Origin of the sequence: Trichocoleus sp. Lan, from assembly GCF_039961855.1 — a bacterium.
Classification (GTDB): domain Bacteria; phylum Cyanobacteriota; class Cyanobacteriia; order Cyanobacteriales; family FACHB-T130; genus FACHB-T130.
Genome location: NZ_JAMPKA010000016.1, coordinates 139,510 through 152,959, shown reverse-complemented (window position 1 = coordinate 152,959; position 13,450 = coordinate 139,510). Strand labels below are relative to the sequence as shown.

8 protein-coding genes are annotated in these 13,450 nt (G+C 47.7%); 3 read left to right on the top strand and 5 right to left on the bottom strand.

Annotation, left to right across the window (positions count from 1 at the left end):
* Positions 1–406 precede the first annotated feature (406 nt).
* Positions 407–2,101, top strand: coding sequence for a beta-carotene ketolase CrtO (gene crtO, locus NDA03_RS15905; protein ID WP_190430098.1), 1,695 nt, complete (start codon positions 407–409; stop codon positions 2,099–2,101).
* A gap of 47 nt (positions 2,102–2,148) precedes the next feature.
* Here the strand turns inward: crtO and NDA03_RS15900 are convergent, their stop codons facing one another.
* The gene (locus NDA03_RS15900; protein WP_348238553.1) at positions 2,149–4,668 is read right to left on the bottom strand and encodes a GAF domain-containing protein; all 2,520 of its coding nucleotides are present in this window, start codon (positions 4,666–4,668) and stop codon (positions 2,149–2,151) included.
* 442 nt (positions 4,669–5,110) lie between these two features.
* Here NDA03_RS15900 and NDA03_RS15895 point away from each other — a divergent pair, with 442 nt between their 5' ends.
* Together NDA03_RS15895 and NDA03_RS15890 are read left to right on the top strand one after the other, a co-directional pair.
* Complete coding sequence (locus tag NDA03_RS15895; RefSeq protein WP_190432453.1) at positions 5,111–6,238, top strand: saccharopine dehydrogenase NADP-binding domain-containing protein; 1,128 nt, start codon at positions 5,111–5,113, stop codon at positions 6,236–6,238.
* A 137-nt stretch (positions 6,239–6,375) separates the two neighbouring features.
* Entirely contained in the window at positions 6,376–6,735 is a 360-nt protein-coding gene (locus NDA03_RS15890) for a hypothetical protein (RefSeq protein WP_190430095.1), read from the top strand.
* Between the two features lie 198 nt (positions 6,736–6,933).
* Here the strand turns inward: NDA03_RS15890 and NDA03_RS15885 are convergent, their stop codons facing one another.
* The 4 genes from NDA03_RS15885 to NDA03_RS15870 form a co-directional block, all read right to left on the bottom strand.
* Positions 6,934–7,422: a hypothetical protein gene (locus tag NDA03_RS15885; RefSeq protein ID WP_348238552.1), complete on the bottom strand. Its 489-nt coding sequence runs from the start codon at positions 7,420–7,422 to the stop codon at positions 6,934–6,936.
* Positions 7,423–7,474: 52 nt separating this feature from the next.
* Entirely contained in the window at positions 7,475–10,600 is a 3,126-nt protein-coding gene (locus NDA03_RS15880) for an efflux RND transporter permease subunit (RefSeq protein ID WP_348238551.1), read from the bottom strand.
* A 30-nt stretch (positions 10,601–10,630) separates the two neighbouring features.
* Entirely contained in the window at positions 10,631–12,280 is a 1,650-nt protein-coding gene (locus tag NDA03_RS15875; protein ID WP_348238550.1) for an efflux RND transporter periplasmic adaptor subunit, read from the bottom strand.
* Between the two features lie 270 nt (positions 12,281–12,550).
* Positions 12,551–13,267: a DUF305 domain-containing protein gene (locus NDA03_RS15870; protein ID WP_348238549.1), complete on the bottom strand. Its 717-nt coding sequence runs from the start codon at positions 13,265–13,267 to the stop codon at positions 12,551–12,553.
* Positions 13,268–13,450 lie beyond the last annotated feature (183 nt).

Here is a 13,450-nt window from a genome sequence, read left to right as displayed (position 1 = left end):
AGACCTAGCCAGTATAACTGCGAGAATTGCTTTGGGCTAGAGTTTAGCCGCGGTTAACGAAGAAAATCAGCGAACTGACTTTTTCTGCGCTAGGCTAACGCCTCGCTTGGCATGAGCGCGAACTGACAAGTCAGCGCTTCGCTATCGCGCCTCTTACCATCTCTCACCACCTCTCACGATTCTGTCCGCTTTGCCCTACGCCTCTCCGAGTAGACGCCATGCCCTTAGCGGCTGCTTGCCCTGTGCTTGCCCTGATATTCGCGCCTCATCACAAACAGCCCTAAAGGCGTTTTCTCCCGCGTCTAGCTGGCGGCTCCGGGCGGAGGATATCCTTCGAGTGATAGACCCTTTAAAGTTCTTAACTTTCTTAGAATCGGGGATATACACGGGTCTGAGAGTATTGTCCATGCAAGAGTACGATGTTGTCATTATTGGTGCCGGTCACAACGGACTTGTCTGTGCCGCCTATCTGCTCAAAGCAGGCTATAGCGTTCTGTTACTAGAAAAGCGCTCCATTCCGGGCGGCGGCGCAACAACCGAAGAAATCTTACCGAAAGAGGCACCGGGTTTTAAGTTCAACCTCTGCTCGATTGACCACGAGTTCATTCACTTGGGTCCGGTAGTCGAAGAGTTAGAACTCACTAAATATGGCTTGGAATATTTATATTGCGACCCAGTCGCTTTTTGCCCCCATCCTGATGGCAAATACTTTTTAGGTCACAAATCCGTTGAAAAAACTTGTGCAGAGATTGCACGTTATAGCGATCGCGATGCCAAAAAATATGCCGAATATACCGAGTACTGGCAGCGCGTACTGGGTGCAATGATCCCGGTGTTCAACGCACCGCCAAAATCGATCGTTGACATTGCTGGCAATTACGACCTCAAAAAGCTGCAAGATTTATTCTCCGTCTTGGGTGGGCCAAATAAGACGTTGGATCTGATTCGTACCATGCTCACCAGCCCGGAAGATATCCTCAACGAGTGGTTTGATTCCGAGTTTCTGAAAGCGCCCTTGGCTCGACTCTCCGCAGAGCTTGGCGCACCTCCGTCCCAAAAAACCATTTCTGTCGGTTCAATCATGATGGCGATGCGCCATGACCCCGGAATGGCGCGACCTAAAGGTGGTAGCGGCGCACTGGTTGATGCTTTGCTGAAGTTAGTGAAAAGTAAAGGCGGTGTCGTCCTGTGCGACCAGACCGTTGAAAAAGTATTAATCGATGACGGTCGTGCAGTGGGCGTGCGGGTGGCAGGTGGCACCGAATACCGCGCTAAAACTGGGGTGATCTCCAACATTGATGCCAAGCGCTTGTTCCTACGCCACATGGATGAGAGCGATGTTGATTCAGCCGACCCGAATTTAAGGGAACGCTTAGAGCGCAGAATTGTCAACAACAACGAAACGATTCTCAAGATCGATTGCGCCCTCTCGGAGCCTTTGCGTTTTGAACACCACAACCACCAGGATGAGTACCTGATTGGCTCAGTTTTGATTGCTGACTCGGTGCGCCATGTGGAAATTGCTCACAGCGAGGCTTCTATCGGCAACATTCCCGATGCCGACCCCTCAATGTATGTGGTCGTACCCACGGTACTCGATCCGTCGATGGCTCCGGAAGGCAAGCATACGCTGTGGATTGAGTTTTTCGCACCTTATCAGATTGCCGGTGCGGAGGGTACGGGTTTGCATGGTACTGGCTGGACGGATGAACTGAAAAACAAAGTCGCAGACCGGGTGTTAGATAAGTTAGCCGACTATTCGCCGAATCTCAAGCACTCGATTATCGCTCGTGCTGTTGAAAGTCCAGCGGAACTCGGCGATCGCTTGGGCGCTTATAAGGGGAACTACTACCACGTTGATATGACCCTCGACCAAATGGTCTTTTTCCGTCCGTTGCCGGAATTGGCGAACTACAAAACTCCGATTGAAGGGTTATTTCTCAGCGGTGCGGGTACTCATCCAGGCGGTTCTATTTCCGGGATGCCGGGACGCAACTGCGCTCGTGTGTTCCTGCATACTCAGCAGCCAATTGCCCAAAAGCTGAAGGATGCGGGAAATTCTCTCAAATCTACGGTTGAGTCTGTGTTTAAAATTTCGTAGCGATAAATCGGGGCACGGCATTGCCCGTGCCCCTACCAATGGAAGGATTAGGAGATAATTTGAGCTGAGCGATCGCTCGGTAACTCGAGGATAAAGCAGGTCTGACGATCCTTACTTTCCACTCGCAGAGTCCCTTTCAAATGGGCGATTAATCTTTTCACGATCGTCAACCCTAATCCCGTTCCCCCTTGCTTCCACGGGTCATTACTGGGAATGCGGTAAAACTTGTCAAAGATATGCGGAAGTTCGCGTTCCGGAATCTCCACGCCGGAATTGCTGACGCTAAACTGAACGCTCCCTGGCTGACTCTGGACTTTGAATGCGATCGTTTCTGATGCGGGGGTGTACTTGCAGGCGTTTTCTAGTAACTCGCTCAAAATCCTGCCTAGCGTCGTGGGGTCGCAGATGAAGCGAGGGAGGTCGCGAGGGAGGTCAAGGAGCAAGGTTTGCTGGTGGTTTCTGGCTCGCTCTTGAAAAGGTTCTACAATGGGCGGCAGCCATTCCTGGAGCTGAATCGCACTCAGTAATAAAGGGTGAGCGCCTGCATAGAGTTTTTGTAAATCCAGCAGGTCATCAATCAGGCGAATTTCTCGTTCGCACTCGTTCTGTAAAATCTGAAAGTAGCGAGCGACTTTGCTTTGTTGTTCCCTCGGCTTGCCCATTTCGGCAAATAAGGCATAGTCACGATTCAAAGCAATGGACAACATCTGAATCGCCATTTTCATGTTAGAGACTGGTGTGCGTAACTCGTGGGGAACGGTATTGAGAAAGTCATCTTTGAGGCGATTGAGTTTTTCCAGTTCCTCGACTTGCGATCGCGCTGCTTGATGCAGTCGGGCTTGCCGAAGGGCGATCGCGCACTGATTTGCGACTTGTTGCACCAGTCGAATTTCTAACTCGCTGAAGACTTCTTGCTGGGGCTTAAATAACCATAAATCTCCCAATACTCCTTGGTCGTCAACAATGGGGCAAGCGAATCTGGTCAGCGCACCTCGACTATCGGGCACCATCTGACAAAATTGGAAATATTTGCCTTGCAGCAGCTGAGAATAACCCTCCCAGAAGTCTGCCATCTGCACTACCTGTCCCTGAGCAGAAGGGATTCCTAGGGTGTATTCGTAGCTGATGGTAGACGTGGTCTGGTCGGCATCGTATAAACCTGTATCGCAGCCATCAATATTCAGCCCGACGCCTAATTCCCAGACGACGACTTGTAAAATCTGGTTTTCATCAAGGCGATCGCGGACATCGTCGGTGATGCGTTTGAGCAGTGCTTCAAAGTCGAGCGCTTGTTGCAATTGGGCAGTGCGATCGCGTACCTGGCGTTCCAGGTTCGTATTCAGTTGCTGGACTTGCCGATACAGTTCTGATTGCTGAATGCCAATAGATACTTGGATTGCCAATTGCTTGAGCAGATCGATCTCTAGCGGTTCCCAGTGACGCGGTGCCGAACATTGATGAGCTGCAAGTAACCCCCAAAACCGACCGCCATGCATGATGGGAACGCCTAAGGCGGCGTTGACTTGCGACGAGTGGAAAAACTCAGTGATATCTGCTGGAAACCCTACTTGTTGAATGTCATCAATTACTCTAGCGTTCCCCTGCCGATAGAGGGGCATACATTCTCTAAACATGGCTGCGGGTGCGGTATTGCCTAAGAATGAGAGCCAATCTGCATCTACTGATTCAGCCACCACGACGCCATCCCCATTCGGCTCTGTGCGGAAAATCAGTACGCGATCGCTCCCTAGAACTTGTCGAATTTCTGCTACCGTCGTGTTGAGAATTTCCTCTAGGTTGAGCGACTGGCGGATGCGTTCGGTAATCACCCGGATCGCCCATTCCCCTTCCGCCCGCTGCCACAGCGCTTTTTCAGCCCGCTGACGTTTAGCGATCTCCTGTTTGAGCCGCTCGTTGGTTTCCAGAAGCTCAGCGGTTCGTTGTTCGACTTGGGTTTCAAGAAGATGGCGATCGCTCTGAAAAGCCGCTTCGTGCCGCTTGCGCTCGGTAATGTCTTGTAACAGCCAGAGCAGTTCTACCACCCGCCCGCTTGAGTCGCGCACTGCTTTAACTTTGAAGGTGGCGGGAAAGCGCGTACCCTGCCGGGTTTGAATCTCAACCTCCCATTTGCTTACTTGGTCAGTTGCGAGGAATTGGCTTAAGTTTGTATAAAAGTTTTGCAAAGCCTTACCCGTTACAAAAATAACTAACGGTTTGCCGAGCAAGTGTTCCTGAGAAATATTCAGCAAGTGCGCTACCGCTTGGTTGGCTTCTAGAATCACGGCATCAAGATTCGTCGCCAAGTAAGCGTCTGGAGCCAGCTCGAATAAATCTTGGTAGCGCTGTCGCTGGATTTCCACAGTCTGACGGCTGGCGATTAGCTCTTCATTCTGCGATCGCAGTTCCTCTAAAGTTACTTGCAATTCTTCTAGAGTTTGGTCGTGTTCTTGCAAACTTTCCACCAGTAGTTGCTTGTCCTGGGTGGGAAATTCCTCAGTTCGTTGCCAAAGCTCTTTCCGGCGTTGTGAGGTCGCCTCAATCTGCTGCTCGAAAATTTCCTTTTTCACCGCTGGACACTTCCATTGAGAAGTTATACCAAATCCAGCTAATTACTCCCTTCATTCGCAACTCAATGATGCCAACCTAAAGTTATCTTTAGAATTTAGGAGTTCTTAGCAATTAAAAAAAAGATTTTATTTTCCTTGATTCACGAACGATTGATGCCCGCTTTATGGGTACTTCATGGGTATTTGTTTGTTTATCATAGAAGATTTTTTTATACATCTTTCTTAAGTATAGTGTAACAAAGTGAAGTTTTCGGGTAGATACTACTTCCCAAAGCTGGGTGTAAAAGTCATCTAATATCTCATGTAGGTCAGCCGATCGACAAATTGATCTTCCGGATTTCGATAAAATTTGTCTGTTCTACTGAAAAAAAGTCTGCCTTGGTACCGATGGAGAGAAGCAGGCAAACCTGATGAACTGAAGATAGCGTTAACAACTTGATTAATGACACGGGTTTTAATTCTGGGAGGAAGCGGACGGATTGGTAGCAATGTGGCGGCGGATATCGTCGCTCACACACAGGCGCAAATTACCGTTACTGGCAGAAACCCAATCGGGGCGCACGGTGTTGCAAGCTTGCCAACGTTGGTCAGCGAAAAGCTGGGATCGCAAGTGCAATTCCAGGTTTTAGATTTAGCGGATCGAGAAGTGTTGAGGGATGCGATCGCTGCTTGCGATCTTGTAATCCACTGTGCGGGACCATTTCACTACCGAGATGCCCAAGTCCTAAAAACTTGTATAGAAGTGGGTGTCAACTATCTGGATGTCAGCGATCACCCATCTTTTACTCGCAAAGCATTGGATTTCCGAGACGAAGCTGCTGCTGCTGGAGTTACGGCAATTATTAATACGGGTATTTTCCCCGGTATTTCTAATAGCATGGTACGCCAGGGCGTCGAGCAACTAGATGAGACAGAACGCATTCATCTGAGCTATCTAGTATCGGGGTCGGGGGGCGCTGGCATTACGGTGATGCGAACAACATTTTTAGGGCTACAAAGCCCTTTTAAAGCTTGGATAAATGGTCAGTGGCAGATAATCAAGCCGTATAGCGATCGCGAAACCATTGAATTTCCTGCTCCCTATGGTCGCATCGGCGTTTACTGGTTTGATATGCCAGAAGCCTTCACGCTACCCGACACTTTTCCTGTTAAAACCGTCATTACCAAATTTGGTACAGTTCCCGATTTTTACAATTATCTAACTTGGAGCGTTGCCCACTGGTGGCCCTCTAGCTGGCTCAACAATCCAAAAGTCATCGAATTTTTAGCTCGCGTCAGCCACCGAATGACAGATGTTAGCGATCGCTTCACTGGCATCGGTGTAGCAATTCGCTCTGAAGTCAACGGTTATAAAGATGATCGGCCAGCAAGTTATTGCTCAACTTTAGTGCATGAAAATACGGCCGTGGCAGCCGGTTATGGCACCGGCACCCTTGCCGAATTATTGCTAGCAGGCAAACTCAAAAAACCAGGCGTCTGGCCTGTAGAACAGGCACTTTCCACCGATTTATTTGAACAAACTATGCAGAGCCGAGGAATAAAAATTCATCATGAATGGTTAAAAAAATAAACGAATGTATCCTGCGGCAGACGGCATAGATGTAACTAGATAAGTACGATTCATTTCGTACTTAATAAATGGTGTTAGTAGTCCTATCTACTCGCGCATCATCAATTCTCACAAAAAGCAATTGGGAGGAAATTTCCATGCAACGAATTTTAGTAACTTTAAAACAAAAACTCCATAAAAATATTTTTGTTTTAAGTTTAATGACTTTAATCAGTGTGGCAAGTTTATTCATCGCCGCACAGCCTAGTTATGCAGTATTACATTCAAGAGATAAGCTGACATCAGACGACCGAGTTGACCGCGCCTATCAATATAGCGAAGCAACAGGTTTTCTTGAAGAGGATAAGCAGCAAAAATCAGCAAACCCCAATGAACCCTTTGACTATAGCGAAAAGGCAAACGAAAAGACTGTACTCAATTCCACAGAAAACAATAACGACTCTAATTTAATCGAAAAAGCACAAGACTTGATTCAAAAGGTCACAGGCAACGACTAAATCCAATCTTTAGCATTCTAAGAGTACGGGATTTTCAGTAAAAGAGCTGAATGAAACGATGTCATTTTTTAGTATTAGGTTGGGTTTCATTCCTAAACCTAACCTACAACAGCAGTCCCAAATGATTCGTTAAAGCGGGATCCCCGACTTCTCTAAGAAGTCGGGGATCTAAACCACTGGATATCACCCCTAGCATTGCTAGCGATTAAAGGTAAAGCGACCGTTCACTTTTTCGCCATTAATTTCAGAGAGGATAACCACTTTATACTCTCCTGATGCTTGTTCGGGTAGCAAAACAGCGTAGTGCTTACCCTGAACATCGTATTTCATGTCTAAGGTTTTTTGGCTCCCATTGGGTAACTGAACTTGAGCCGTCACGTTGGCATTAGAAACTGCTTCGTGGGTGTCCCCTTTCTGTAGATATAAATCTAAGTGAGTGCCGTTCGCTTCTTTTTCAGGCACAAACTCTAAATGATATTTTCCTGTCTCGACGACTTTACCGCCTTTGGAGGGTTGTGAGTGATCGGGTTTGGCTGCTGTTTTTGAAGGAGAAACAGCAGGAAGATTAGTTTTCGCTTCTGTGGGAGTATTATCAGGTTGTGCTGTCTGCTGTTCCCCAGTGCAAGCTCCTAAAAAAAGCACTCCGACACTACTCAAAACAATTAAACTTACTTTCAATAATTTCATTTTTTCTTCGCGTCCTCTGCGTCTTTGTGGTTTAAATTTTTCTTTTTGCAACTTATAACTCAGGCACAGGTTTTTCCTGTTTCGGCACCAAAACTTTGCCAAACTTGGCGTACAAAGCGGGTAGAACTAACAGCGTTAAAGCTGTAGAAGTAAACAACCCTCCTAATACAACCACCGCCAACGGTTGTAGGATTTCCTTTCCTGCACCTCCTCCCACGACCAGAGGTGCTAACCCCAAAGCGGAGGTAAAAGCCGTCATTAGAATGGCATTGAGCCTTTCCATTGAACCTTGAATGATTACTTCCCAAAAAGGCATTCCCGTGGCAAATTTAGCGTTGTAATTATCAACTAATAACAATCCGTTGCGAGTGGCAACTCCAAATAGAGTAATAAAGCCAACCAGAGAGGCGACGGAAATAATCCCACCCGTTAATGCCACTGAAATGACACCTCCCACCAATGCCAAGGGTAAATTAATCATAATCATCGCAGTTGAGGGGATGGACTTAACAGACAAGCAGATTAAGACCGTAATCACCACAAATGCGATCGCACTGAATATCAAGATGTTTTGAGTAGCGCGTTGTTCCGACTCAAATTGACCGCCGTATTCGATAAAGTAACCAGCTGGTAATTGTACTTGTTGTTTAACTTTGCCTCTGATTTCATCAACGACAGAGCGCAAATCTCGACCGCTAGCATTAGACGAGACGACAATTAAGCGGGAAACATTCTCGCGGTTGATGGTATTCGGGCCAGTGCCGTAGCCAATTTGTGCTAACTGAGCTAAGGGAATCTTTTGATTTGTTGGTGTACTCACTAATAAATTGCGGATGGTTTCTAGATTGCTCCGAGCATCTTCTTTTAACCATACAACCAGGTCAAAAGTTTGTTGTTCCTCCAAAACTTGAGAAACTACACGTCCATTGAGCGCAGTTTCAATCGTTTCGGAAAGTTCTCCGACGGTTAAGCCATAACGAGCTGCTTGTTGGCGATCAAACTGAATTTGTACTTGTCTAATGGGCAGTTGGGGTTCGAGTTGCAAGTCTACAACACCCTCAACAGTTTTCATAATCTCTTCGACTTGTTTACCCAGAGTGCGGAGTTGTTCTAAATCCGGACCAAAAATTTTGACAGCGATCGCACTCCTCACTCCAGACAGCACTTCATCCATCCGGTGAGAAATAAATCCGCCAATATTTGGCGCAACTCCTGGCAATCTAGCAAATTCCGCTCGCAACTTTTCAATGCTTCCTTTCCGGTCTTTTATCCCCTTTTCACTCAGTTCTACATCCAAGTGCGCCAAGTTAACACCCGCCGCATCCGCATCTCCCGGCGCACGTCCCGATCGCAACTGAATAAAATCAAAGCGCGGGTCATCCTTAAGCGCATCCTGAAGGGCGAAACCGGCGCGATTAGTCGATTCTAGGGAGACACCGGGATAGAGAGTCAGGGTGTTGACGAGCGATCGCTCTTGGAACTCCGGCAAAAACACCCGTCCTAAGGAGGGGACAATAGCGATCGCTGCCACCAAACTAGCAGTCGCAACTCCCAAAATCAGCTGAGAATTCCGCAAAGAAAACATTAAAAACGGACGATAAAGCCCTTTGAAAAATCTCGCCACCCACGGTTCTTTTTCTGGCAAATGACCGTGAGGCAATAAGATGGCACATAAAGCTGGAGTGATGGTGAGTGCGGTAACGCTAGAAGCCAGAACTGCCACTAAATAAGCCACTCCCATCGGTGTAAAAATGCGACCTTCCACACCCGCGAGGGCAAAAATTGGCGAGAAAACCACTACAGTAATTAAAGTGGCACCAAATAGAGAATCACGTACCTCCTGACAACCTTCAAAGACAACTTCTAATGGTGGCTTTGGTTTCCCTGCTAGCTTATTTTCTCGCAAGCTACGGTAGACATTTTCGGCGTCCACAATAGCATCATCAACGGCTGAACCAATCGCAACTGCCAAGCCTCCCAGAGTCATCGTATTCAGACCATATCCCAGCCAATTTAACGCTAGCAATCCTAACAACAAAGACAAGGGAAGTGCAGTGAGACTCACGACAAGCGTGCGCCAATTCATCAAAAACGGGACAAGAATAAAAGCAACAATAATACTGCCTTCAACGAGTGCTTCCCGAACATTTTCAATCGAGGCGTCGATAAAGTCTTCTTGACGGAAAGTAACCGTCATTTTTACATCCGGAGGCAAACTCGATTTCACCTCTTTCATTGCCGCCTCAATGGCACGAGTGACCGTGGGAGTATCGGCTTGTGGCTGTTTGTTAATCATGACCACAATTGCCTTTTTGCCATTCAAACTGCCATCGCCCCGCTTGAGTGCGGCACCAATTTTGACATCAGCGACCTCGCCTAATCGAATCGGTGTTCCATTTCGAGCGGTAATCGCTGATTGTCGCAAGTCTTCAATGGACTCAATCCGCCCAACACCCCGAATTAATAGCTCTTGGTCAGGGTTAATGAGAAATCCACCCGGAGCGTTAACATTGGCTTTTTCTGCGGCTTCAGTCACGTCCTGTAAAGACACATCAAACGCTTTTAGTTTCGCTGGATCGACTAATATTTGATACTGGCGAATATCACCCCCATAAGCGATTACCTGCGAGACGCCAGGAACCGCTAAAAGACGGTTTGTCACCTGCCAATCTACAATACGTCTGACTTCCATCAAGTCAGTGCTAGGTGAAGATGCTTGTTGCCTATTGCCTTCTTCAACAGTGAAAGCATATTGCAATACAGTGCCAATTGGAGAACTAATCGGAGAAATTTGTGGCGAATCAACACTTTCTGGCAGCTTTTCTTGCGCTTGCTGCAATCGCTCTGTCACTAACTGTCGGGCTTGATAAATATCAGTTTCCCAATTGAAGATAACTTTCACAACTGAAAGCCCCACCGCTGAAGCAGACCGTACTGTTGTGACGCCGGGAGTCCCATTAATAGCACTTTCAATCGGTAAAGTAACCAGAGATTCTACTTCTTCTGGAGCTAATCCGGGGGCTTCAGTTTGAATTTCGACTTGGGGTGGAGCAAAGCTGGGAAATACATCCACTGGCATTTGTGACGCCACGCGAAATATCCAAACTGTCACCAGCATGGCGGCAAGGACAACTAGCCAGCGTTGTTTAATAGACCACTTGATAAGCGCACTAAGCATAGTTAAAGGCAAAAGACAAAAGAAAGAGAATTATTGACTTTTTACTTTTTCCTGTTTGCTTGCCGAGTCATTAACAATTTCTGATTCGTGGGGTAAAGGTATTGAAGGCAACGCCTCTAAGGTTTTAGGCACCCGGCGCGACTGAGTGCGGCGTCCTAACCAAAAGGCAACGAATGCGATCGCTCCCCCGGCTGGCAAAACCCACAACCAAGGAAGTGAGTTTTGAATGGCAGAAACCCGATTAATCGTGTCTGAGTTTGGAATTAAAGGCTGTTTCTCTTCGCTTTTGCCTTCTGAGCTGCCGCCGCGTAAGGATTGGGCATACAGTTGAATTGCGCCTTGGGTGACAATGCGATCGCCCTCAAACAAACTTCCCTTGACTTCAACTACATCCCCCACAGTTCGTCCCAAGGTGACTTCAACTGGCTCAAAGGCGGTACCATTTTGCACGTAAACTCGCTGCCTGCCATTGGTTTCCACCACGGCTGAAGTCGGAATGACTAAGATAGGCGCGGGAGTTTGGTTGGTTAACACTTCCAATTCTGCAAACATCCCCGGCTTCAACTGTCCGCCAGGGTTATCCAGTTCAGCTTTGACTGGCACGACTCGCGTTTCCCCTTCTACAACCGAGCCAATCACCGCAATCTTGCCTGTGAAGGTGCGATTCGGCAAGCTGGCAACCTTCACCCTAACTCGTTGCCCAATTTTTACCTTATTTAAATCTTTTTCGTAGATACTCGCCGTAGCCCACACCCGATTATTATTCAGGATGGTCATCAGCTTTGCCCCCGCCTCCTCCACCGATTGACCGAGGGTAATTTCCCGGTCGGCAACGGTGCCAGAAATGGGAGCTGTTACCGTCACCAACCCTTTGTCATTGGCGCGGGTTCCCAGTTGTTGCAGCCGCGTCTGATAAGCGGTATTACTCAGGCGAATCCGGGAATTTGCGACTTTTACAGCTGATTGGGCGCGTTTGAGTTGCGCTTCGGCTTCCAGCACTTCCCGACGGCTGGTTGCTTTGGTCAATTGCGTTTTGGCTTCTGCCAGGTGAGCAAGAGACTCCAGCATTTGGCGACGTGGCAACGCTCCTGCACGCTCCAACTCGCGATCGCGTTCATACTGTTCTTGAGCGACTGCTAGTTCAGTGCGAGCTTGCTGAATGTCTGAGGCGGCTATCTGCGAGTATTGCTGATAATTTTCTTGAGCTAGCTTTAAATCTGCTTGCGCCTGTTGCAGATCCGCTTCGGCTTCGCCTCGTTTTTCCTGGGAACCTACGCGCAGTTCTACTAAGTCGGGTGCGGCGATGACAGCGACGACTTTGCCTGCTTGCACCACTGCACCGGGTTCCACGAGAAGCTCAACGATTTTTCCCGGAGTAGGTGCTGTCACTTCCGCTTTTTGGCTGGGCAACGTTTCAATTTGACCCGTGGTTTTAATGCCAAAACCCAGCCGTTGTTGAGAGACTGGTTTTACCTCGATTCCCATCCGTTTTGCTGTTTGGGCATCTACTTGAATCCCTTGGGGAGTTCCCTGGCTAGCTTCGGTTTCTCCATGAAACTCATCCCCATGTCCAGCATGGGCGAGAACCGAGGTTGGTGCAGCCAGTAGGAGTAGGCTCAGGAGTGTCCCAAATAAGCGATCGCGTGCCTTAGATGGCTTGGAGTTAGGAAAAAAAAGCATAACTAAGGGGTTCCTTGCGTTTGGATGGGATACCGAGGTTTAATTCAGCCCTCTAGCAAGGGCACTTACCTAGTGCCGTAAATAGCCAGCGATGCTGACCGCAACAGCGTTAAACCACCATCTAGATATTAAGTTTGCACAAAAGAATGAAATTAGGATGAAATCAGGAACCCCACCCCAACCCTCCCCGTTCACGGGAAGGGAGAAATCCTGGCCTAGGCGGCTATCGGTGCTGTTTTGTCACCCCTTCCTGCTTTCAATTAATCTGAATTACTTTTTGTACCAAGCTTGTTGCCACTGCTGCATTTTCTCAATTTCTGCTTTTTGTGAAGTGATAATTTGTTGGGACAATTGTTTAATTTCGGGTCGCTTCGACTTATTCAGTGCATCTTCAGCCATTGTTAAAGCGCCTTCATGGTGAGCAATCATCCCATTAATAAAGCGCAGATCGAACTCAGCATCAGCAGCGCCCATATCTCCAGACATCATCATGCTTTGGCGTTGTTGTTCTGACATGGGGACGACGGATTTGTCTGCACCTCCGTAAGCAACCGGCTGATTGCTGGCTTGGGGATACCATGCCTGTCGCCACTGTGTCATCTGATTAATTTCTTTGTTTTGATCTTGGATAATATTGTCAGCCAAGTGCTTGATTTCAGGGCGTTTAGATTTTTGTTGGGCTTCTTTTGCCATCATCACCGCACCTTGATGATGCACACTCATCGCGTCAATAAACCGCAGCTCGTAATTAGCATCGGCTGGCCCTAAATCCATTGCCATGCTATGATTCATGCCGCTTCCGTGTCCCCTGTGTTCCATGTGTTCCATGCCGCCAGCATCTGATGGGGAGGCGGTTGGGGCTTGGGCTTGGTTTTGAGAGCCACTAGAACAAGCTGTCAGAAATCCGCCAGTCATGGAGGCGATCGCTACCAGGGTGACAGCCAAAAAACCATTTTTAAAAGAATTAATTTGCATAGATAGGGGCATCAATTTATTTAACTATCCTCGCTCCTGATCTGTAAGTTAGTTCAAGAAAGCAGTAGGTATTTCTCAGTGTTTTACAAAAAAATGAAATTAGGATGAAATCCTGATAGGTCATTCGGAAGAAATTTAAAGCATTTAATTAGATAGATGCGATCGCACCTTCCGCATTCTTAAGGTTAACGCCAA